Consider the following 20,931-nt stretch of genomic DNA (forward strand, 5'->3'; position numbering starts at 1 on the left):
GTCAAGATTCGCCTAGCATCGACGCCGTGACGACCACGGGACGGGCCGAGCTGTCCGTGGGCGCTCTCACGGTGGCCGCCGTCGCGGCCTACGTCTGGGGGCACGACCCGCTCCTCGACAACCTCCTCTACCTCGGGGTGCTGCTGGGCGCGGGCGCGCTGGCGTGGGCGGGCGCCGTCAGGCGCCCCGCGGTGGACCGGCCCTTCGCGTACCTCGTGGCGGGCGGGCTCCTCCTCAACGCGCTCGGCGACCTCGCGTGGGAGCTGCTCAGCTGGCAGGGCGCGGACACCGACGTCTCGGTCGCCGACCCGTTGTGGTTCGCCAGCTACGTCGCCCTCAGCAGTGCCGTGTGGCTGGTGCTCCGACGCGTCGAGGTGGGCCGCCAGGCGCGCGTGCTGGCGCTCGACACCCTCATGCTCGTCGTCGTCAGCGTGCTCGTGACGTGGAACGTCGCGATCCACCCGATCGTCGACGACCAGGAGGTGGCCGCCGCGGTCCGGGTCGTCTGGGCGTCGTACCCGGTGGCGGACGCCGTCCTCCTCGGCCTCGTCGCACGCGTGCTGATGAGCACGGGGGCCCGCGCGCACCTGTCGTTGTCGTTCCCCGTCGGAGTCGGGCTGTGGCTCGCCGCGGACATCGCCTTCCTCGTCTCGGGGAGCGGCGACTCGACGTCGGCGATGGACGCGGCCTGGATGCTCGCGCCGGTGCTGCTGGCACGCAGCGCCTGGCGCGACCCGGCACCCGTCGCCGACGACGGTCCTGCGCCGTCGGAGCGTCGGATGGTGCAGACCGGCTTCGCGATCCTCCCGCTGCTGGTGCCCCCGGTGCTGACGCTCTTCGTCGACTCACGCGACGAGCTCGACCACGCCGCGTTGCTGGTCGTGGGCGCCGCGGCCCTGACGGTCCTCGCGCTCGTGCGGACGACGTGGCTCGTGCGCTCGGAGCGCCGCGCCCACCGCGACCTGGAGCTCGCGCTGGACGCGGCCCTCGCCGCGTCCCGCGCGAAGTCGATGTTCCTCGCGACCATGAGCCACGAGATCCGCACGCCGCTGACCACCGTCCTGGGGACCGCCGAGCTGCTCGAGGACACGGCGCTCGACGGGGAGCAGCAGCACCTCGTCCGCCGGATGCGGCGCTCCGGCGACCACCTCGCGTCACTGGTCGCCGACATCCTCGACTTCTCGAGGATCGAGTCCGGTGAGGTCACCCTCGTGGCCGCCCGCTTCGACCTGGTCGACCTCGTGGCCGAGCTCGCGGACGTCTACGCGCTGCGCGCGGCGGACGCGGGCATCCGGTTCGAGCACCACCTGCACCCCGGCCTGCCCGACACCCTCGTCGGGGACCGGACCCGGGTGGCACAGGTCCTGCGCAACCTCCTCGACAACGCCGTCAAGTTCACGCCCGACGGCGGGGTCCGCCTCGACGTACGTCCCGCGCCCGACGGCGTTGAGCTCGCGATCGCCGACACGGGCATCGGGATCGGCCAGGACGACCTGGCGGTCGTGTTCGACTCGTTCCGCCAGATCGACGGGTCCAGCACGCGCACCTACGGCGGCAGCGGCCTCGGGCTGGCGATCTGCAGGCAGCTGGTGGCGTTGATGGGAGGCACGCTCGACGTGACCAGCCGGCTGGGGGAGGGGAGCACGTTCGTGGTGCGTCTGCCCCTGGTGGTCGCCGGCACCGACCACGCCACCGTGCCCGGCCGCACCCCGGTGCTGGCCGGGGCGTCCGGCGCGCGTCGTACGCCCTAGGCTGGAGACATGGACACGTCCCACGTGGAGCACGACCTGGTCAACGTCCTCTTCACCGAGGCGCAGATCCAGCAGCGACTGGGGGAGATGGCGCTGCAGATCACCGAGGACTACGAGGGCAAGGACCTGCTGGTGGTCGGCGTCCTGCGCGGCGCGGTCATGGTGATGGCGGACCTGTCGCGCGCGATGCCGCGGCACCTGGAGATGGACTGGATGGCCGTCAGCTCCTACGGCTCGGGGACGAAGTCGTCCGGCGTCGTGCGGATCCTCAAGGACCTCGACACCGACATCAGCGGGCGCGACGTGCTCATCGTCGACGAGATCATCGACACCGGCCTGACGCTGAGCTGGCTGGTCAACAACCTGTCGAGCCGCAACCCCGCGAGCGTCGAGATCGCCACCCTGCTGCGCAAGCCCGAGGCGCTGTCGATGCCGGTCGAGCCCAAGTACGTCGGGTGGGACATCCCCAACGAGTTCGTGGTCGGGTACGGCCTGGACTACCGCGAGCAGTACCGCAACCTGCGCGACATCGGGACCCTCGCGCCGCACGTCTACAGCTGATCCGGAGCCGGGCCGGAGCCGGTCGGGCTCGCACCGGACCGCCCCGCTTCACCCCGCCTGAAAGAATGAGCCTCCCGGTGACGTGTAGCGTCGCCTCCTCAACTCCTAACCGGTGAAAGTTGCCTGTGAAGCGCATATTCAAGGGTCCCTGGCTGTGGATCGTCCTCTCCGCCTTCGCGGTGCTCCTGGCGATCCAGTTCCTCGCACCCAGTGACGGCTACGACGAGGTCGAGACCTCGACCATGACGAAGTACATCTCGTCCGGCAACGTCGAGAAGATCGAGTTCGACGGCGTCGACTTCGAGATCCGCGCCACCCTCGACAAGGGCGTGCGCGACAGCGGCGACAAGGTCGTCGCGACCTACGTCGCCGGCGACGAGGAGAGGTTGCTCGCCGCGGTCCAGGAGCAGTACGACGACGGCACGATCGAGTCCTACAAGGCCGAGACCCCGAGCCCCAGCTTCCTCGGCTCCCTGCTCGCCACCCTGCTGCCCTTCGCGCTGATCATCCTGCTGTTCATCTTCCTGATGAACCAGGCGCAGGGCGGCGGCGGCCGCGGCGTCATGCAGTTCGCCAAGTCCAAGGCCAAGCTGATCACCAAGGACATGCCGAAGACGACCTTCGGCGACGTCGCGGGCGCGGAGGAGGCCATCGAGGAGCTCGGCGAGATCAAGGAGTTCCTCACCGACCCGGCCAAATTCCAGGCCGTCGGCGCCAAGATCCCCAAGGGCGTGCTGCTCTACGGTCCGCCCGGCACGGGCAAGACCCTGCTCGCACGCGCCGTCGCGGGCGAGGCGGGCGTGCCCTTCTACTCCATCTCGGGCTCCGACTTCGTGGAGATGTTCGTCGGCGTCGGCGCGAGCCGCGTGCGCGACCTGTTCGAGCAGGCCAAGGAGAACGCCCCCGCGATCGTCTTCATCGACGAGATCGACGCCGTCGGTCGCCACCGCGGCGCCGGCATGGGCGGCGGCCACGACGAGCGCGAGCAGACCCTCAACCAGCTGCTCGTCGAGATGGACGGCTTCGACGTCCGCGGCGGGGTCATCCTCATCGCCGCGACCAACCGCCCCGACGTGCTCGACCCCGCGCTGCTGCGACCGGGTCGCTTCGACCGCCAGATCCAGGTCGACGCCCCCGACCTCAACGGCCGTCACAAGATCCTGCAGGTCCACTCGCGCGGCAAGCCGATCGCCCAGGACATCGACCTGATGAGCATCGCGCGGCGTACGCCCGGCTTCACCGGCGCCGACCTGGCCAACGTGCTCAACGAGGCGGCGCTGCTCACCGCGCGCGGCAACGCCAAGATGATCACCGACGCCTCGCTCGACGAGGCCATCGACCGCGTCATCGCAGGCCCGCAGCGACGCACCCGCCTGATGAGCGAGCGCGAGAAGCTGATCACCGCCTACCACGAGGGCGGCCACGCCCTGGTCGCCGCGGCGCTGCCGGGCACCGACCCGGTGCACAAGGTGACGATCCTGCCGCGCGGTCGCGCGCTGGGCTACACGATGGTGCTGCCGGACCGCGACAAGTACTCCCAGTCCCGCAGCGAGATGCTCGACTCCCTCGCCTACATGCTCGGCGGCATGGCGGCGGAGGCGCTGATCTTCCACGACGTCACCTCCGGCGCCGGCAACGACATCGAGAAGGCGACCGGCCTCGCGCGGGCGATGGTCACCCAGTACGGCATGACCGAGCGCCTCGGCGCGGTCAAGCTCGGCGACAGCAACTCCGAGCCGTTCCTGGGCCGCGACATGGGCCACACGCGCAACTACTCCGAGGAGACCGCCGCCGCGGTCGACGAGGAGGTCAAGGCGCTGCTCGGCCGCGCGCACCAGGAGGCCTTCGAGATCCTCGAGACAAACCGCGACGTCCTCGACTCGCTGGTCCTCGCGCTCCTCGACAAGGAGACCCTCGACAAGGCGGAGATCGCCGAGATCTTCGAGGCGCTCACCCGGCGCCCCGCCCGTCCCGCGTGGACCGGGTCGCCCGAGCGGGTCCCGTCGTCGATCCCACCGGTGGACATCCCGCAGGAGATCCGTGACCGCGCCAAGGCCGACGCAGCCCCCGACGAGGCCGGGGCCGGCGTCATCCTGACCCCTCCGGGTGCGGGCGGCGACGTCCACGGCGCGCCCGAGGTCGGTCCCGACACCCCGGCCCCACCGCGCCCGGACGCACCGTGACCGACCCGATCACCACCCCGGCGGTGGCACCCGAGGACGTGCCGGCCTTCGACCACGCCCGCGCCGAGGCGGCCGTGCGCGAGCTGCTCGCCGCCATCGGCGAGGACCCCGACCGCGAGGGCCTGCGCGAGACGCCGGCGCGGGTCGCGCGGGCGTACGCCGAGCTGACGCAGGGCCTGCGGCAGACCGCGGCCGACGTGCTGACCACGACGTTCGACCTCGGCCACGACGAGATGGTGCTCGTGCGCGACATCGAGCTCTGGTCGATGTGCGAGCACCACCTGGTGCCGTTCACCGGCGTCGCCCACGTCGGCTACATCCCGGCCGACACCGGCAAGATCACGGGGCTGTCCAAGCTCGCGCGGCTGGTCGACGTCTATGCCAAGCGCCCGCAGGTGCAGGAGCGGCTCACCACCCAGGTCGCCGACTCGCTCATGGAGATCCTCGAGGCGCGCGGCGTCATCGTGGTGGTCGAGGCCGAGCACCTCTGCATGACCATGCGCGGCGTCCGCAAGGCCGGCGCCCGCACCATCACCTCGGCCGTGCGCGGCTCGTTCCTCAAGAACCAGGCCACCCGCGCCGAGGCGATGGCGCTCATCCACTCGGGCACCAGGTGAGCGGGGAGTCCCTCCTCCACGTGCCCCGGGTGATGGGGATCGTCAACGTCACGCCCGACTCCTTCTCCGACGGCGGCCGGTGGGACACCACCGAGACCGCCGTCGCCCACGGGCGCGAGCTGCTCGACCAGGGTGCCGACCTGCTCGACATCGGCGGCGAGTCGACCCGCCCCGGCGCGACCCGGCCGCTGGTCGCCGAGGAGCTCGACCGGGTCGTCCCGGTGATCCGCGAGCTCGCCGCCGCCGGCGCGGTCGTCTCCGTCGACACCATGCGGGCCCAGGTCGCCGAGGCCGCGATCGCCGCGGGCGCGACGGTCGTCAACGACGTCTCCGGCGGGCTGGCCGACCCGCGCATCCTCGACGTCGTGGCCGCCGGCGACGTCGGCTACGTGGCGATGCACTGGCGCGCCCACGCCGACCGGATGCGCGACTTCACCGACTACGCGCCGGACGGGGTCGTCGCGACCGTGCGCCGCGAGCTGGGCGAGCGTCTCGACGCGGCCGTCGCGGCCGGGATCGACCGGGAGCGGATCGTCCTGGACCCCGGGCTCGGCTTCGCCAAGGAGCCCCGCCACAACTGGGAGCTGCTGGGCGGCCTCGACGTCATGCGCGAGCTGGGCCGCCCGCTGCTGGTCGGCGCCAGCCGCAAGTCGTTCCTCGGCAGCCTGCTCGCCCGCGACGGCCGGCCGCGCGGCGTCGACGGCCGGGAGCACGCCCACGCCGCGCTGGTCGCGCTGCTCGCCCGCGAGCGGGTCGACTACCTGCGCGTGCACGACGTACGCGCCACGCGCGACGCCCTCGCGGTCGTCGCGGCCATGACCGAGCCGGAGGAGGGGCCATGACCGACGAGCTGTCCGTGCGGGGCATCGAGTGCTTCGCGCACCACGGGGTCTTCGACTTCGAGAGGCGTGAGGGCCAGGTGTTCGTCGTGGACCTCGTGCTCGGCATCGACACCCGCCCGGCGGCGGCGTCGGACGACCTCGAGGACACCGTCAACTACGGCTCGCTCACGACGGACGTGAAGGCCGCCGTGGAGCGCGATCCGGTCGACCTGATAGAAACCGTCGCGCAACGCATCGCGGACGTGTGCCTGTGGGACAGTCGTGTTGAATGGGCGAGAGTCACGCTGCACAAACCTGATGCACCCATCGACGCGACGTACTCGGACGTCGCGCTGACGATCACCAGAACGCGAGGCAACGCTGATGACTGAGACTCCCAACCCGCACATCGTGGACGCCGACTCCCTCACCGGGGAGATGCACCCGATCCGACGGGTCGTCCTCGCGCTGGGCTCCAACGTCGGCGAGCGGCTCGCGTCGCTGCAGGGCGCGGTCGACGCGCTGGCCGACACCCCCGACTTCTTCGTCACGGGCGTCTCGCCGGTCTACGAGACCGAGCCGGTCGACGCCCCCGCGGACTCGGGCCCCTACCTCAACGCCGTCCTCCTCGCCGACACCACGCTCCCGGCGGCACGGCTGATGGAGCGCGCGCTCGCGGTCGAGGACGCCTTCGAGCGCGAGCGCAGCGAGGTCCGCAACGCGCCCCGCACCCTCGACGTCGACCTGATCGTGGTCGGCGACCGCCGGTCCAACGAGGACTTCCTGCGGCTGCCCCACCCGCGCGCCCACGAGCGTGCGTTCGTGCTCCAGCCGTGGCACGACCTCGAGCCCGACGCCGTCTTCCCCGACCGCGGGCCGATCGCCGACCTGCTCGCCGCCACCGACTCGTCCGGGGTGAAGAAGCGCGACGACATCGCGCTCGAGGTCGAGTGAGGGGTCGGGTGGCCCGAGCGTGAGCCAGCCCGCCGACGACGACCCGCCGGAGCCACGGGGTCGCCTGCACCCCACGTCGCCCCGCGCGATCACCGCCTGTCTCGTGGCGGGCCTCGCCGTCGGCTGGGCCATCCACCCGTTGGGTGAGGCCGTCACCGGGCGCCCGCCGCTGGTCTCCTGGGTGCAGGCGCTCGCGCTGGTCCTGGTCGCCGCGATCATGGCGTTCCTCGCCTGGAGCACCTGGCAGACCGTGCACGTGCGCCGGGAGCGGCTCGAGCCGCAGCAGGCCGTGAACCGCCTCGTGCTGGCCCGCGCGTGCATGCTGGCCGGGGCGTTCGTCTCCGCCGGCTACGTCGGATACGCCGTGAGCTGGCTCGGCGACGCGTCGCAGCACGCCGACCGCTGGGTCGTGCGAGCCGTGGTCGCGGCCGCCGGCGCGGCCGGGGTGACGCTGGCCTCCCTCGCGCTGGAGCGTGCGTGTCGCGCGGACGGGGGCCGTCCGCAGCCCTAGGCTGGCGCCATGCCTTCCCAGCAGCCCCAGCAGTCACAGGCGTCGCGGACGCCCGCTCGTCGCCGCCAGCGCAGCACGCGCCTGGTCGTCGCCGTCGCGCTCCTCGTCGTCGGCGCGGCCCTCGTGGCCGGCGCCCTGGCCTCCGCCTCCACCGTGCTGACCGCTGTCGCTGCCGTCGTGGCCGTCCTCGCCGGCGCGGCCGCGACCCGCATCACCCACTCCGAGCTCGCGCAGGCGCGTCGCGACGCCGCGCGCGACCGTGCCGTGCAGGCCCAGGAGTACCGCGCCCTGACGGAGCGCCGTACGTCCGAGAACGCCGCCTTCGCCGCCGACATGCGGCGCCGCATCGCCGAGCGCGAGGACGCCATCGGCGTGCTGGAGCAGGCGCTGTCGAGCGCGCAGAAGAACGCCGCCGAGCAGGGCATCAAGCGGGCCCAGGAGAGCCGTCGCGCCGACGCCGCCGAGCGCGGCCGCGACCTCGCGGAGCAGGGTCGCGACGAGGCCGAGTCGCGCGCCGCCGAGGCGATCGTCCTGGTCGCCGAGCTCGAGGCCGAGATCGACGTCGTGCGGGCCGAGCTCGACTCCCTGCGCGCCGCCGCCGCACGTCGCGACCACCGCAGCGCCTGAGGTCCCCAGCGCCGCCCCGCCGCACGATGCGGAAGGATGGCCGCTCGTGACCTCCGAGGACAACCGGTTCGAGAGCGACCCCGACGACGCCCTTCCCGAGGATCCCGGGCTGCCCGACGGCTGGGTCGTCGAGGCCCCCGACGGCGCCGACGACGCCACGGTCGCTCGCCTGACCGAGCTGCTGCGCGGCCATGAGCGGGCCGGTCGCGGCTGGGCCGGCTCGAGTGCCGAGGCGGTGCTCGTCGAGGTGTCCGAGCGCGGCCTCGCCACGCGCGAGAACCTCGTCGTCCGCGACCCCGACGGGCGGGTCCAGGCATGGGGCAGCGTGCACGACCGCGCAGAGGGCCGGATGCTCCTCGTCCACGTCGTCGACCGCGCGATCGACGAGCGGATCGCCGACCGGTGCAGCGACGTGCTGTTCGCGTGGGCCGAGGCACAGGCGCGTGCGGTGGGTGCCGCGCGCGGGCTCGCCGAGCAGCAGATCGACACCGGGGCCTTCGCCGACGACGAGCGGCAGCACGGCTGGCTCGAGGACGCAGGCTTCCGGCGCGTACGCACGTGGTGGCAGATGAGCCGCTCCGTCGAGGCCGACGAGGCCGAGCTCGTCCCCGACCCGGCGCGCTGGGAGCGGCGGGGCGTCGTCTTCCGCCGCGTCGAGCGCGACGGCGGCCCGGACTCGGGCGGGATGCCCGTGGAGGCCGACCTGCGCGCCGTGCACGACGTGCTCGAGGGCGCGTTCACCGACCACTTCAACTCGGCCGAGGAGACCTTCCAGGAGTTCATCCACCGGCTCCGGGAGGATCCCGGCCACCGGTGGGACCATTGGTGGATCGCGGAGATCGTCGACGGCGACGGTGGTGTTCCCGAGCCCGCCGGCGCCCTCGTCGGCACCGTCAGCGAGTCCGCCACCGGACCGGACGGCTCCTACGTCTCCTACCTCGGCGTCCTCGAGTCCGCCCGCGGCCGCGGGGTCGCGACCGGCCTGCTCCGCACGATCATCGCCGACGCCGCCGCGCGCGGTCGGGACCGCGTCGGGCTGGAGGTCGACGCCGACTCACCGACCGGCGCCGACGGCCTCTACACCTCGATGGGCTGGGGGACGAAGTACGTCACCGAGTCCTGGCACAAGGACGTGACGGTCCGCTAGCGCAGCGACTCGCGCAGCGCCCTGTGCACCCCCGCCGGGGTCAGCACGCCGAGGAAGGTCGGCCCACGGCGTACGCCGACCATCGGCTTGTCGTCGCGCAGCATCGCGGCCAGCGCGTCCTCGAGCGAGGAGTCGATGTCGATCGCGGATCCGAGGTCGCCGGTGGACACGCCGTCGAGCGGCTCGAGGTGCTCCTCGCGCAGCCGGGTGACGGTCAGCGTGCGCAGGCCGCCGGCGCCGACGAAGTCGGCCACCTGCTCGTCCGCGGGGTGCGCGAGCAGCTCGCCCGGGGTGGCGTACTGCGACAGGCGCCCGCCCCCGGCGAAGACCGCGACGCGGTCGCCCATCCGGATCGCCTCGTCGATGTCGTGGGTCACGAGCACCACGGTCTTGCCGAGCTCGGCCTGGAGCCGGCGGAACTCGTCCTGCAGCCGGTGCCGGACCACCGGGTCGACGGCGCCGAAGGGCTCGTCCATCAGCAGCACGGGCGGGTTGGCGGCGAGCGCCCGGGCGACGCCGACGCGCTGGCGCTGACCGCCGGAGAGCTCGTGCGGGTAGCGCCGGGCGTACTGGGCGGGGTCCAGGCCCACCGTGTCGAGCAGCTCGTGGGCCCGCTCCCGGGCGGTCGCCTTCGACTCGCCGTAGAGCAGCGGTACGGTCATGACGTTCTGCTCGATGCGCTGGTGGGGGAACAGGCCGATCTGCTGGATGACGTAGCCGATGCCGCGGCGCAGCTCGACGGGGTCGGCGTCGGTGACGTCCTGGCCGTCGAGCCAGATGCGGCCGGTGGTCGGCTCGATGAGCCGGTTGATCATCTTGAGCGTCGTGGACTTGCCGCAGCCGGACGGCCCGACGAGGCACACCATCTCGCCCCGCGCGACGTCGAGGTCGAGCTCGTGGACGGCCACCGTCCCGTCCGGGTAGGTCTTTCCCACGCCCTCGAGCCGGATCATCGACTCGGCCCCCGACTCGCCGCTGCGTGTAGCGTCCATGCGGTGACCATACTGGGGGCGGCCGCCGAGCCGAGCTGCTACAGCCGGCTGGTCAACGACTGGATCTGCCCGGCCTACGTCACCGATCGCCAGCAGGAGATCGTGGACGCGACCGTCCAGCACGTCGGCATCACCGTCGTGTCGGTGGTGCTGGGCCTTCTCATCGCGTTCCCGCTCGCGCTGCTGGCACGGCGGCTGCCGCGGCTCGAGGCGACGATCCTGGCCATCACGACCGGCATCTACACGGTCCCGTCGCTGGCGCTCTTCCCGCTCCTCGTCCCGTTCACCGGCCTGTCCGCCACGACGGTGGTGATCGGGCTCGCGCTCTACGCCCTCACGATCCTGGTGCGCAGCCTGCTCGAGGGCCTGCGCTCGGTGCCCGACGACGTCCGCGAGTCCGCGACCGGCCTGGGGTACGGCAGAGGAGCGCTGCTGATGAAGATCGAGCTGCCCCTCGCCCTGCCCGTCGTGATGGCGGGCCTGCGGGTGGCGACGGTCTCGACGGTCGCGCTCACGACGGTCGGCTCGCTGGTGGCGTACGGCGGGCTCGGCAACCTCATCAAGGACGGCGTGCTGACCAACTTCCGCGCCGAGCTCTTCACAGCCTCGCTCCTCTGCGTGGTCCTGGCCTTCGTGCTGGACGCCCTGCTCGTGCTCGCCCAACGACTGCTCACGCCGTGGACGAGGGGAGTGCGGGCATGAACACCCCACGCTGTTCTTCGCCTCCCCCGCTCCGCTCCTCCGACGAACAACACCGCGGGGGCCCCGAATGAGGGTCTTCGGCGACATGTGGCGCTACCTCTCCGACGGCGCCAACTGGACCGGCGGGGACGGCATCGCCGCGCTGCTGGGCCAGCAGCTCCTGCTCACGCTGACGGCGCTGCTGATGGCGATGGTCGTCGGCCTGCCGATCGCGCTGTGGCTCGGCCACCTCGGCCGCGGCGGCTTCCTTGCCATCAACATCTCCAACGTCGGCCGGGCGATCCCGACCTTCGCGCTGCTCGCGCTGCTCGTCGTGGCGCCGTGGCCGGGCACCGACCAGCTCGGGCCCTACGGCCGCGCCGGCCTCGCGACGCTGATCGCGCTCACGCTCTTCGCGCTGCCCCCGATCATCACGAACTCCTACGTCGCGATGCGCGAGGTCGCGCCCGAGGTCCGCGAGGCGGCGCGCGGCATGGGCATGACGGGCGCGCAGCGCTTCTGGCAGGTCGAGCTGCCGCTCGGGCTGCCGCTCGTCGTGTCGGGCCTGCGGCTCGCGCTCGTGCAGGTGTGGGCGACCGCGACGATCGCCGCGCTGGTCGCCGGGCCGGGGCTGGGCCAGATCATCACCGACGGCTTCTTCCGCTCCAACTACGGCAAGGGCATCGCGGGCGCGCTCGTCGTCGCCGCAGTCGCACTCGTCCTCGAGCTGCTCGCCGCGCTGGCGCAGCGCGCGGTCGACCCGACCCGCCGCGGCACACCTACGGGTGGTCACACGGACGCACTGTCGGTGACCGGGGCTACGCTCGACGAGCCCGCCGAACCCGTCGGCTGACGACGCACATCCGGACACGCGCAGCCCCGGCTGCGGGACACAGAAGGAACACCATGCACATCGCTCGCTCGCTGGCCGCGGTCCTCGCCGCCGGCGCCCTCGCCCTCACGGGCTGTGCCGGCGACGACCTCGCCGACGACACCAACGCCTCCGACGACAGCAGCTCGTCCGGGGCCGACAAGGGCTCGCTCACCATCGCGGGCCAGAACTTCCCCGAGGCCACGCTCGTCGCCTCGATGTACGAGCAGCTCCTCGAGGACGCCGGCTACACGGTCGAGACCAAGCTGGTCGACTCGCGCGACGCCTACATGCCGACCTTCCCCGGCGACGTCGACATCGTCCCGGAGTACGTCGGCGGCATCGTCAACTTCCTCAACACCCAGGCCAACGGCGACTCGGCGAAGCCCTTCGAGGCCGGCGACGGCCAGCAGCTCGCCGACGACGGCGCCGACCTGCTCGAGGAGGCCGGCATCGAGCTCCTCGACATCTCCCCGGCGACCGACACCAACGCCTTCTTCGTCACTCAGGACTACTCCGAGTCCGAGGGCGTCACGACGCTCTCCGACATGGAGGGCAAGAGCGTCGTCCTGGCCGCCGCCCCCGACTGCGAGGGCCGCCTCGACTGCGAGGGCGGGCTGTCCGACGAGTACGGCATCGACGTCACCAAGGTCCTCGAGCTCGGCTACGCCTCCGACCAGACCTACCAGTCGGTGATCGACGGTGAGTCCCAGCTCGGTGAGACCTCGACGACTGACGGCACGCTCGAGTCCCAGGGCCTCGTGGTCCTCGAGGACGACAAGCAGATCCAGCCCGCGCAGAACCTCGTGCCCGCCGTGTCGGCCGAGTTCCTCGCCGAGCACCCGGACGTCGCCGACATCCTCAACCCGCTGATGGCGGCCCTCACCACGGAGAACCTCACCGAGATGAACGGTCAGATGGCCGTCGACCGGGCCAAGCCGGAGGACGTCGCCAACGAGTTCCTCACCGCCGAGGGCCTCGTCGGCTAGTCGTACGCCGACCCGCTCCACCACGCGACACCGCGAGCCCCGGACCGCCTGCTGGCCGTCCGGGGCTCGTCGCCGTCCGGACCCTGCCGCTTCACCATGGGATGTCGACGAATGGGCACTTCCCCACGTCAACTGACCGAGGGGAGTGCCGGTTGCCCGGCATCCCATGGTGGAGCGTCAGCGCGGACTCGTCACACCTCGTGGTCCCGCAGCGCGAGGGCCGCGGGATCCACGGTGGTCTCGTCGACCACCGCGTGCGGCACCGACAGCCGCCACGCCCCGGTCGCGACGTCCTGCGCCCGGGGCGCCGGTCCGTCCAGGCCTTGCGCCCACTCCATCAGCGCAGTGACCTCGGCACGGCGGTCCTGCGCCACGAGCCACCCGGCGAGCCGGTGCACCGGCGGCAGCCCGCTGTGCACGAGCGTGCGCCGTCCCCAGAGCTCCAGCACGCCGGAGCGCAGCAGCCGCCACCACTCGGGCGTGCAGCCGGGCACGAGCAGGAAGTAGCGCCAGAGGTCGCCCGCCAGGACGCGGTCCACGAAGACGGACTCGACCTCGGGCGACCCGTGCGCACGCACCGAGGCGAGCGACATCCGCTTGGTCTCCCAGCGGTCCGCCAGGTCCTGCACCGAGGACGCCCGGGTCTGGGTGATCGACCCCTCCCGGATGCGCCAGCGGTAGACCACCTCGTCCAGCACGTCGAACGAGCCGTCGAGGTAGGACCGCGTCGTCGTGGGCTGGTCCTCGTACCTCACGCCCTCGGGCCAGGCCAGGCCCGCCGCGTCCCAGAACGACCGCCGCCACACCTTGTTCCAGGCGAACACGTCGCCCAGGATCTCGGGACGGTCCTCGACCCGGGCCCCGCGCAGCGGCCGGTGCAGCCGGCGCATCCAGGGCGGCTCGACCATCCCGTCCGCCTCCCAGCGCACGATCGACCCGGTCGCGAAGTCGGAGCCCGAGTCGCGCAGCGCGCCGAGCAGGTCGGCGTACGCCGTCGCGGGCAGCACGTCGTCGGAGTCGAGGAACGCCAGGAAGTCGCCCCGCACGTGCTGCACCCCGAGGTTGCGGGCGGCGCCGAGGCCGCCGTTGACGGAGTGCACCACGCTGATCCGGTTGTCCCGGCGGGCCCACCCGTCGGCGATGTCGCCGGTGCGGTCGGTGCTGCCGTCGTCGACGATCACCGCCTCCCAGCGGGTGTGCGTCTGGGCCAGCAGCGACCGGACGCAGTCGTCGAGGTAGTCCTCCACCCCCCAGGCGGGGATCACCACGCCGAGGAGGGGAGCCCGGGAGAACAGCCGCATACCGGCGGACCCTAGGACATTCGGGGGCGCGCGTCCGCGCCGGTAGGCTGCCCGCCGTGACCGAGCAGCCCAGAGCGATCGACGAGATGAACCCCGACGGAGTGCCGCGCAAGGTCCTCTTCGTCGCCGGGGCCGGGCGCAGCGGCACGAGCACGCTCGCCGGGATCGTGTCCAAGCTCGGCATGCACGTGCCGCTCCCCGAGGTGCCGCCGGACGACTCCAACCCGCGCGGGTTCAGCGAGCCGCAGTGGGTCGTCGACGTGCACGACGAGTGGCTGAAGGAGGCGCTGGTCCAGGTCAGCGACAGCCGACCCGGCGCCTGGTTCGAGACCGGCCGCATCTGCAGCCGCGAGCCCGCCCGGATCCGGGTGAGCGAGTGGCTCGAGCCGCACTTCGCCGAACACCCCGAGCTGGTCGTCAAGGACCCGCGGCTGAGCTGGTTCCTCGGCCTGTGGCGGGTCGCCGCGATCCGCACCGGCGCGACCCCCGTCTTCGCCACGATGCTGCGCCCGCCGGCCGAGGTCGTCGGGTCGAAGCAGAAGTACTACGCCAACAAGCTCGGCTCGGCCCACCTCGCCGCGAGCTGGGTCAACATGCTGCTCCACACCGAGCGCGCCACCCGGCCGGCGGAGGGCGACGGCGGCCGCGTGTTCGTCCGCTACGAGGACCTGCTCACCGACTGGGTGCGGACCACCACCGCCCTCGGGCACGCCCTCGACCTCCAGACGATCATCCACACGCGCAGCGACCAGATCCGCGAGGTGCACCGCTTCATCGACCCCAACCTGAGGCGGGTCACCTCGACGCTCGACGACCTCGCGCTGCCCGCGCGGCTGCACGACCTCACCGCCGAGACGTGGGAGCAGCTCAACAAGCTGGCCGACGAGGGCGGCGACACCCCCGACGCCCACGCGACGTTCGACCAGCTCCGCGAGGCGTACGTCGACCTCTACGAGGAGGCCGAGGCGATCAGCCGCTCGACGGCCGAGCACGCCCGCCACCAGGCCCGCCGCCGGGCGCTGGCGGAGGCCGAGGCCGCGGAGCCGACCCGCTCGCTCGCGGACCGGGTGCCCCACGACGTGCGTGCCGCCATCCCCCCGTCGGTGCGCCGAGGCGTACGCCGGGCGCTGGGGCGCGAGCGCGACGCGACCGGGGGCGATCGGTGACGATCCCGATCGGCTCGGGCCACGGGCTCACCAACGTCGAGGGGCACGCGGACTTCGACATCGTGTGGCCGTGGAACCAGCCCGGCGGGCTGCGCCGCGGTGCGACCGCGGTGCTCCGGGTCAAGAACGAGGCGCCCGGGCTGCGGTTCGTGCTGCCACCCCTGCTGCGCGCGTGCGACCACGTCCTGCTCGTGGACAACGGGTCCGACGACGGCACCGGCGAGGAGGCGCTTCGCGTGGCCGCCGAGCACGGCCTCTCCGACCGCTTCACGCTCGAGGAGTACCCGTTCGAGGTCGCCCGCGCCGGCGCCGAGCACCTCGCCGTCAACGAGCGCTCCGTGCACTCGCTCGCCTACTTCTACAACTGGTGCTTCTCCCACGTCCGGACCCGCTACTCGTGGAAGTGGGACGGCGACATGGTCCTCACGACCGAGGGCGAGGTGTCGATGGCCGACCTGTCCTGGCAGGTCGGGATGGCGGAGGCCGTGATCCGGTTCCCCCGGCACGGGCTCTACATCGAGTCCGACCGCCTGGCCTACCTCGACCTGGGGCTGCGCAACATCGAGGAGTGGGGCTTCCCCATGAGCCCCGACTACGTCTACACCAAGGCGCCGGAGTGGGAGATCCGCACGACTCCCGAGCGCATCGAGATGTTCGCCCTGCCGCAGGGCCTGTGCGTCGAGCTCAAGTGGCTCGACGGCGACGAGTTCGCCCACTGGACCAACCCCGAGTCCTTCGCGACCTCGATCCGCAACCGCCGCAAGCGCCGCGAGTGGCTGGTCTGGAACGCCCTCCACGACGGTGAGGTGCCCGAGGGCGTGGTGCGGATCGAGTCGCCGGACGGCGTGCACGTCGTCGACCACGTCACCCACACCTGGCTGCCCCGGGCGCCGCGGCCGTTCGTGGTCGACGACCCGGACCACGCGAAGCTCCACCTGCGCGCCTGAGGGCCGCTCCGTGAGGCGGTTCACACGGTCCGCGGGCATACCGGTGTGGTGCCGGGCCGTTCCACCGGTCTATGGTCGTCGTGGCTTAAATGACGTTTGTCGATCAACTTGGTTTGATTAGCGACGGCGGCCGAGCGGGGGGTCAGCGACGCGCGTCCTCCCGCGCCCCAGACGAGGTACGACGAAAGGCACCACCGTGTCCGAGAACCACCCGCAGATCGCGCCGCCCACCTCGCGGCGTACTCCCCTCCTGATCGGCCTGGCGGTGCTGGTCGTCCTGGCCGTCGTCGGCGGGATCGCCTGGTCGCGCGGCGGCGACGACGCGACCGCGGCGGCTGGTGAGAAGAACGAGAAGGTCGTCCTGGGCACCGTCGGCGCGAGCGACTCCTACTGGCAGGTGCTGGTGGACGCGGCCGCCGACGAGGGCATCGACCTCGAGGTGAAGGACTTCTCGGACTACACCCAGCCCAACCCGGCCCTCAGCGAGGGCGAGCTGGACGTGAACCAGTTCCAGCACATCGTCTACCTCGCCGAGTACAACGTCGCCAACGACGACGACATCGTCCCGCTGGGCTCCACCGCGATCTACCCGCTCGGCCTCTACTCGACCAAGCACGAGTCCGTCGACGAGATCGAGGACGGCGAGACCGTCGTCGTGCCCGACGACGACAGCAACCAGGCCCGTGCGCTGCTCATCCTCCAGTCGGCCGGCCTGATCACGCTCGACGACGGCGGCAGCATCTACTCCACGCTCGCCGACATCGACGAGGACGCCTCGCGGGTGCAGGTCAAGGCGATCAAGGCCGACCTCACGCCCACCTCGCTGCCCGACGTGGCCGCGGCCGTGATCAACAACGACTTCGTGGAGAAGGCGGGGCTGTCCTTCGAGGACGCTCTCGCGACCGACGACGTCGAGGACCCCAACGCGCTGCCGTACGTCAACATCTTCGCCGTGCGTGCGGAGGACCGCGACGACCCGACGCTGCTCAAGCTCGTCGAGGTCTACCAGGAGACGCAGGCGGTGCTCGACGGCGTGCAGGACGTCGCCGGCGGCACGGCCGAGCTGGTGAAGGTCCCGCAGGACGAGCTGCAGGCCTCGCTCGACGAGGTCGAGGCCGACACCGCCGCCCGGCAGTGACGCGCGCGAGCTGAGGGAGGAGCCCACGGTGCCACTCGTCGAGATGACCGACGTCCGCAAGACGTTCCCCGCCGCCACCCGCGGCGGGCAGGACGTCGAGGCGATCCGCGGCGTCGACCTCACGGTCGAGGCCGGCGAGATCGTCGGCGTCGTGGGCTACTCCGGGGCCGGGAAGTCCACGCTGGTGCGCCTCATCAACGCGCTCGAGACCACCACGTCGGGCAGCGTGCGCATCGGCGGCCGGGAGATCACCACCCTCAAGGAGCGCGAGCTGCGCGAGGTCCGGCTGGGGATCGGGATGATCTTCCAGCAGTTCAACCTGTTCCGCTCGCGCACCGTCTGGGGCAACATCGCCTACCCGCTCGAGGTGGCCGGCGTCGCGAAGGACGAGCGCAACCGGCGGATCTCGGACCTGCTCCACTTCGTCGGTCTCGCCGACAAGGCGCACAGCCACGTCGAGCAGCTGTCCGGTGGGCAGAAGCAGCGCGTGGGCATCGCCCGGGCGCTCGCCACCAACCCCAGCCTGCTGCTGGCCGACGAGTCGACCAGCGCGCTCGACCCGGAGACCACCCAGGAGGTCCTCGCGCTGCTGCGACGGGTCAACCGGGAGCTCGGCATCACCATCATCGTGATCACCCACGAGATGGACGTCGTGCGCAGCCTCGCCCAGCGGGTCGTGGTGATGGAGGCCGGCCGGATCGTCGAGGAGGGCCCCGTCCTGCAGGTGCTCTCCGATCCGCAGCAGCCCGTCACCCGGCGCTTCGTCGCGACGATCGTCGACGACGAGCCCGACCCGGAGGCGCTGGCGGCCCTGCACTCCCGGCACGCCGGCACGTTCGTCAAGCTCGCCTTCCGCGGCGACGACGTCCGCCAGAGCGACGTCTTCGCCGAGCTGCTGCGCCACGGCGTGACCTTCGAGCTCGTCTACGGCGGGATCGAGGAGGTCCAGGGCGAGACCTTCGGCAACCTGACCCTCGCCCTCGACGGCGACCCCGACGCGGTCCGTACGGCGGTGGCGGCCGTGCGCGACCTCGTCCCGACGACGGAGCTGGCCCGATGAGCGACTCCCACATCGGCCAGCTCTGGCCGCTCTTCTGGCAGGCGGCGTGGGAGACGACGTACATCGTCGCCATCACGCTCACCCTCGGCGGCCTGCTCGGGCTGCTGCTCGGGCTCGGCCTTTACGTCACCCGCCGCGGCGGCCTCTACGCCAGCCGTCCGGTCAACGCGGTGCTCAACGTGCTCGTCAACTTCTTCCGGCCGATCCCGTTCGTCATCTTCATCGCGGCCGTGCAGCCCTTCGCACGGGTGGTCGTCGGGACCGGGATCGGCAACCCGGCGATCATCTTCGCGCTCACCCTCGCCGCGATGTTCGGGATCAGCCGCATCGTCGAGCAGAACCTCGTCACGGTCGACCCCGGTGTCATCGAGGCCGCCCGGTCCGTGGGTGCGAGCCGCGCGCGGATCGTGCGGACCGTGGTCCTGCCCGAGGCGCTGGGCCCCCTCGTGCTCGGCTACACCTTCGCGTTCGTCGCGCTCGTCGACATGACCGCCGTCGCGGGCGTGGTCGGCGGCGGCGGGCTGGGCAACTTCGCCCTGCAGTACGGCTTCCGCCAGTTCGACACCGTCGTGACCTGGACCGCGGTCATCGTGATCGTCGCGCTGGTGCAGGTCGTCCAGCTCGCGGGCAACGTCACCGCCCGGAGGGTCCTGCGCCGCTGAGTGGCGTGCGTCACGCCGCCGTCAGGTTCCACCGCGGAATCCGCGGGCGTACGCTCGATGTTGATCGCAGTAGATCGGTACCCGCGAGGGACTGAAACGAAGAGGTCGACATGAGCAAGCACCGCATCGGTGTCATCGGCGCAGGCCGCGTGGGAGCCGTCCTGGCCTCCGCGCTCCGCTCCGCGGGTCACGAGGTCGTCGCCGCCGCCGGCGAGTCCGACGCCTCCCGCCGCCGGATCGACGCGCTCCTGCCGGGCGTGCCGGCCGCGAAGCCGACCGACGTGGCCCGCGCCAGCGACGTGCTCCTGCTGACGGTCCCCGACGACATGCTCTCCAACGTCGTCACGATGCTCGCCGCGAGCGGCGCGATCCGCGAGGGCCAGGTCGTCGTGCACACCAGCGGCCGCCACGGTCTCGCCGTGCTGGAGCCCGCCCGCGCCGTCGGCGCCCTCACGATCGCGATGCACCCGGCGATGACCTTCACCGGCACCGAGGTCGACCTCCCGCGCCTGTCCGGCTGCGTCTTCGGCGTCACGGCCGACGCGGCCGACCGCGAGCTCACCGAGTCCCTCGTCGCCGACCTCGGCGGCCGCCCGATGTGGGTGCCCGAGGACCGCCGCACGCTCTACCACGCGGGTCTCGCCCACGGTGCCAACCACCTCGTCACCCTCGTCGCGGAGGCGATGGAGATCCTCTCCGCCGCAGGTGCCGAGGACCCGGCCGCGACGCTGCGCCCGCTGTTGACCGCCGCGCTCGACAACGCGCTCGAGGACGGCGACGCCGCGCTCACCGGGCCGATCGTCCGCGGCGACGTCGAGACCGTCCGCGCCCACGTCACCGATCTCGTCGCCACCGCGCCGCAGACGCTGCCCTCCTACCTCGCGATGGCGCACGCGACGCTCGACCGCGCGGTGACCGACGGCCGCCTGCTGCCGATCCGCGCCGCCGCGATGCTCCGCGTCCTCGTGGCAGCGGAGTCCACCCTGCCGCAGTCGCCCGCGCAGCACGGCGTCGAGCCTCGATGACCTCGACCCCCGTCCTCGCGAGCACCCGCGAGGAGCTCGCCGGCCTGCTCGCCGACGCCCGCCGGTCCGGCGAGAAGGTGGCCTTCGTGCCGACGATGGGCGCGCTCCACGACGGTCACGCCAGCCTCATGCGCGCCGCGCGCGCGGTCACCAGCGGCCCGCTCGTGGTGAGCATCTTCGTCAACCCGATGCAGTTCGGCGCAGGAGAGGACCTCGACCGCTACCCGCGCACCCTCGACGCCGACCTCGCGGTCTGCGCGTCCGAGGGCGTGGACGTCGTCTTCGCCCCGAGCGTGGAGGAGATGTATCCCGGCGGCTTCAGCCACGAGTCCGTGCACGACGGCGTCACCGTGGCGCCGGGCGCGATCGCCGGCATCCTTGACGGCGCGTCCCGGCCCGGTCACTTCGACGGCGTGCTGACGGTGGTCGCGAAGCTCTTCGGCCTGGTCCGTCCCGACGTCGCGGTGTTCGGCCAGAAGGACTACCAGCAGCTCGTGCTCGTCCGCCGCATGGTCCGCGACCTGTGCCTCGGCATCGACGTCGTCGGTGCCGAGACCGTCCGCGAGCCCGACGGCCTCGCGCTGTCGAGCCGCAACCGCTACCTCGATCCCGAGGGCCGGCGGGCCGCGGTGGCCCTCAGCCGGGCGCTGCGGGCGGCGCAGGGGCGCGCGGCGTACGGCGTACCTGCCGCGCGCTGGGCCGCGATGGCCGTCCTCAAGGCGGAGGCGGGACTCGAGCTCGACTACCTCGCGCTCACCTCGCCCGACCTCGGCGAGCCTCCGGAGACCGGCGAGGGCCGGATCCTGGTGGCGGCCCGCGTCGGCACCACGCGCCTGATCGACAACATGGCGATCACGTTCGACCGCATCGCACCGGATGCGGACCAGGCGGGGACCGCGACCGCGGCCTCGACCACCACCTGAAGGG

Annotated in this window: 22 protein-coding genes; 20 read left to right on the top strand and 2 right to left on the bottom strand. The window is 72.3% G+C overall.

Annotated elements, in window-relative coordinates; all coding sequences use genetic code 11:
• Positions 1 to 26: 26 nt before the first annotated feature.
• From F4692_RS21795 to F4692_RS21800, 10 genes are all read left to right on the top strand, one after another.
• Positions 27 to 1,751: a sensor histidine kinase gene (locus F4692_RS21795; protein ID WP_179619465.1), complete on the top strand. Its 1,725-nt coding sequence runs from the start codon at positions 27 to 29 to the stop codon at positions 1,749 to 1,751.
• Between the two features lie 9 nt (positions 1,752 to 1,760).
• On the top strand, positions 1,761 to 2,312 hold the full coding sequence (gene hpt / locus F4692_RS09685; protein ID WP_179619466.1) for a hypoxanthine phosphoribosyltransferase: 552 nt from the start codon (positions 1,761 to 1,763) through the stop codon (positions 2,310 to 2,312).
• 125 nt (positions 2,313 to 2,437) lie between these two features.
• Entirely contained in the window at positions 2,438 to 4,495 is a 2,058-nt protein-coding gene (gene ftsH, locus F4692_RS09690; protein ID WP_308645235.1) for an ATP-dependent zinc metalloprotease FtsH, read from the top strand.
• Positions 4,492 to 5,112 carry a GTP cyclohydrolase I FolE gene (folE, locus tag F4692_RS09695; protein WP_475117390.1) on the top strand — a complete coding sequence of 207 codons (621 nt, stop codon included), beginning with the start codon at positions 4,492 to 4,494 and terminating at the stop codon, positions 5,110 to 5,112. The genes ftsH and folE overlap by 4 nt, the downstream gene beginning before the upstream one ends.
• Positions 5,113 to 5,144: 32 nt before the next feature.
• The gene (gene folP, locus F4692_RS09700; RefSeq protein WP_179620433.1) at positions 5,145 to 5,954 is read left to right on the top strand and encodes a dihydropteroate synthase; all 810 of its coding nucleotides are present in this window, start codon (positions 5,145 to 5,147) and stop codon (positions 5,952 to 5,954) included.
• The gene (gene folB / locus F4692_RS09705) at positions 5,951 to 6,325 is read left to right on the top strand and encodes a dihydroneopterin aldolase (protein WP_179619468.1); all 375 of its coding nucleotides are present in this window, start codon (positions 5,951 to 5,953) and stop codon (positions 6,323 to 6,325) included. The genes folP and folB overlap by 4 nt, the downstream gene beginning before the upstream one ends.
• Complete coding sequence (gene folK / locus F4692_RS09710) at positions 6,318 to 6,887, top strand: 2-amino-4-hydroxy-6-hydroxymethyldihydropteridine diphosphokinase (protein WP_179619469.1); 570 nt, start codon at positions 6,318 to 6,320, stop codon at positions 6,885 to 6,887. Before folB ends, folK begins: the two co-directional genes overlap by 8 nt.
• 19 nt (positions 6,888 to 6,906) lie before the next feature.
• On the top strand, positions 6,907 to 7,398 hold the full coding sequence (locus F4692_RS09715) for a DUF3180 domain-containing protein (RefSeq protein WP_179619470.1): 492 nt from the start codon (positions 6,907 to 6,909) through the stop codon (positions 7,396 to 7,398).
• Positions 7,399 to 7,407: 9 nt separating this feature from the next.
• Complete coding sequence (locus F4692_RS09720) at positions 7,408 to 8,025, top strand: hypothetical protein (protein WP_179619471.1); 618 nt, start codon at positions 7,408 to 7,410, stop codon at positions 8,023 to 8,025.
• Positions 8,026 to 8,071: 46 nt separating this feature from the next.
• Positions 8,072 to 9,172: a GNAT family N-acetyltransferase gene (locus F4692_RS21800; RefSeq protein WP_218858382.1), complete on the top strand. Its 1,101-nt coding sequence runs from the start codon at positions 8,072 to 8,074 to the stop codon at positions 9,170 to 9,172.
• Here F4692_RS21800 and F4692_RS09730 read toward each other — a convergent pair.
• On the bottom strand, positions 9,169 to 10,164 hold the full coding sequence (locus F4692_RS09730) for an ABC transporter ATP-binding protein (RefSeq protein WP_179619472.1): 996 nt from the start codon (positions 10,162 to 10,164) through the stop codon (positions 9,169 to 9,171). The two genes, F4692_RS21800 and F4692_RS09730, sit on opposite strands and share 4 nt — an antisense overlap.
• Before the next feature lie 3 nt (positions 10,165 to 10,167).
• Here F4692_RS09730 and F4692_RS09735 point away from each other — a divergent pair, with 3 nt between their 5' ends.
• The 3 genes from F4692_RS09735 (at position 10,168) to F4692_RS09745 (ending at position 12,705) form a co-directional block, all read left to right on the top strand.
• The gene (locus F4692_RS09735; RefSeq protein WP_179619473.1) at positions 10,168 to 10,866 is read left to right on the top strand and encodes an ABC transporter permease; all 699 of its coding nucleotides are present in this window, start codon (positions 10,168 to 10,170) and stop codon (positions 10,864 to 10,866) included.
• A gap of 67 nt (positions 10,867 to 10,933) precedes the next feature.
• Entirely contained in the window at positions 10,934 to 11,698 is a 765-nt protein-coding gene (locus F4692_RS09740; protein ID WP_179619474.1) for an ABC transporter permease, read from the top strand.
• A gap of 53 nt (positions 11,699 to 11,751) precedes the next feature.
• Positions 11,752 to 12,705, top strand: a complete 954-nt coding sequence (locus F4692_RS09745; protein ID WP_179619475.1) for an ABC transporter substrate-binding protein — start codon at positions 11,752 to 11,754, stop codon at positions 12,703 to 12,705.
• A 191-nt stretch (positions 12,706 to 12,896) separates the two neighbouring features.
• On the opposite strand, the gene F4692_RS09750 is transcribed toward F4692_RS09745, so the two are convergent.
• On the bottom strand, positions 12,897 to 14,006 hold the full coding sequence (locus F4692_RS09750; protein WP_179619476.1) for a glycosyltransferase family 2 protein: 1,110 nt from the start codon (positions 14,004 to 14,006) through the stop codon (positions 12,897 to 12,899).
• A 56-nt stretch (positions 14,007 to 14,062) separates the two neighbouring features.
• Between F4692_RS09750 and F4692_RS09755 the strand changes: the two genes are divergently transcribed.
• From F4692_RS09755 to panC, 7 genes are all read left to right on the top strand, one after another.
• The gene (locus F4692_RS09755; protein ID WP_308645236.1) at positions 14,063 to 15,172 is read left to right on the top strand and encodes a sulfotransferase family protein; all 1,110 of its coding nucleotides are present in this window, start codon (positions 14,063 to 14,065) and stop codon (positions 15,170 to 15,172) included.
• A complete protein-coding gene (locus F4692_RS09760; RefSeq protein WP_179619477.1) occupies positions 15,169 to 16,119 on the top strand; it encodes a glycosyltransferase family 2 protein in 951 nt (316 codons plus the stop codon). Before F4692_RS09755 ends, F4692_RS09760 begins: the two co-directional genes overlap by 4 nt.
• A 196-nt stretch (positions 16,120 to 16,315) precedes the next feature.
• Entirely contained in the window at positions 16,316 to 17,257 is a 942-nt protein-coding gene (locus tag F4692_RS09765; RefSeq protein ID WP_308645237.1) for a MetQ/NlpA family ABC transporter substrate-binding protein, read from the top strand.
• Between the two features lie 28 nt (positions 17,258 to 17,285).
• Positions 17,286 to 18,317: a methionine ABC transporter ATP-binding protein gene (locus tag F4692_RS09770; RefSeq protein ID WP_308645238.1), complete on the top strand. Its 1,032-nt coding sequence runs from the start codon at positions 17,286 to 17,288 to the stop codon at positions 18,315 to 18,317.
• Positions 18,314 to 18,979 carry a methionine ABC transporter permease gene (locus F4692_RS09775; RefSeq protein ID WP_179619478.1) on the top strand — a complete coding sequence of 222 codons (666 nt, stop codon included), beginning with the start codon at positions 18,314 to 18,316 and terminating at the stop codon, positions 18,977 to 18,979. Before F4692_RS09770 ends, F4692_RS09775 begins: the two co-directional genes overlap by 4 nt.
• A gap of 110 nt (positions 18,980 to 19,089) precedes the next feature.
• Entirely contained in the window at positions 19,090 to 20,004 is a 915-nt protein-coding gene (locus F4692_RS09780; protein ID WP_179619479.1) for a Rossmann-like and DUF2520 domain-containing protein, read from the top strand.
• Complete coding sequence (gene panC / locus F4692_RS09785) at positions 20,001 to 20,927, top strand: pantoate--beta-alanine ligase (protein WP_179619480.1); 927 nt, start codon at positions 20,001 to 20,003, stop codon at positions 20,925 to 20,927. Before F4692_RS09780 ends, panC begins: the two co-directional genes overlap by 4 nt.
• The last annotated feature ends 4 nt before the right edge of the window (positions 20,928 to 20,931 follow it).

This window comes from Nocardioides cavernae, assembly GCF_013410035.1.
GTDB lineage: Bacteria > Actinomycetota > Actinomycetes > Propionibacteriales > Nocardioidaceae > Nocardioides > Nocardioides cavernae_A.

Excerpts from the sequence above, each read along its gene's own strand:
- F4692_RS09730 (WP_179619472.1), bottom strand. The coding sequence starts at position 10,164 with ATGGACGCTACACGCAGCGGCGAGTCGGGGGCCGAGTCGATGATCCGG.
- F4692_RS09740 (WP_179619474.1), top strand. The coding sequence starts at position 10,934 with ATGAGGGTCTTCGGCGACATGTGGCGCTACCTCTCCGACGGCGCCAAC.
- folP (WP_179620433.1), top strand. The coding sequence starts at position 5,145 with ATGGGGATCGTCAACGTCACGCCCGACTCCTTCTCCGACGGCGGCCGG.
- folK (WP_179619469.1), top strand. The coding sequence starts at position 6,318 with ATGACTGAGACTCCCAACCCGCACATCGTGGACGCCGACTCCCTCACC.
- panC (WP_179619480.1), top strand. The coding sequence starts at position 20,001 with ATGACCTCGACCCCCGTCCTCGCGAGCACCCGCGAGGAGCTCGCCGGC.
- F4692_RS09750 (WP_179619476.1), bottom strand. The coding sequence starts at position 14,006 with ATGCGGCTGTTCTCCCGGGCTCCCCTCCTCGGCGTGGTGATCCCCGCC.
- F4692_RS09720 (WP_179619471.1), top strand. The coding sequence starts at position 7,408 with ATGCCTTCCCAGCAGCCCCAGCAGTCACAGGCGTCGCGGACGCCCGCT.
- folB (WP_179619468.1), top strand. The coding sequence starts at position 5,951 with ATGACCGACGAGCTGTCCGTGCGGGGCATCGAGTGCTTCGCGCACCAC.
- hpt (WP_179619466.1), top strand. The coding sequence starts at position 1,761 with ATGGACACGTCCCACGTGGAGCACGACCTGGTCAACGTCCTCTTCACC.
- F4692_RS09775 (WP_179619478.1), top strand. The coding sequence starts at position 18,314 with ATGAGCGACTCCCACATCGGCCAGCTCTGGCCGCTCTTCTGGCAGGCG.
- F4692_RS09780 (WP_179619479.1), top strand. The coding sequence starts at position 19,090 with ATGAGCAAGCACCGCATCGGTGTCATCGGCGCAGGCCGCGTGGGAGCC.
- F4692_RS09745 (WP_179619475.1), top strand. The coding sequence starts at position 11,752 with ATGCACATCGCTCGCTCGCTGGCCGCGGTCCTCGCCGCCGGCGCCCTC.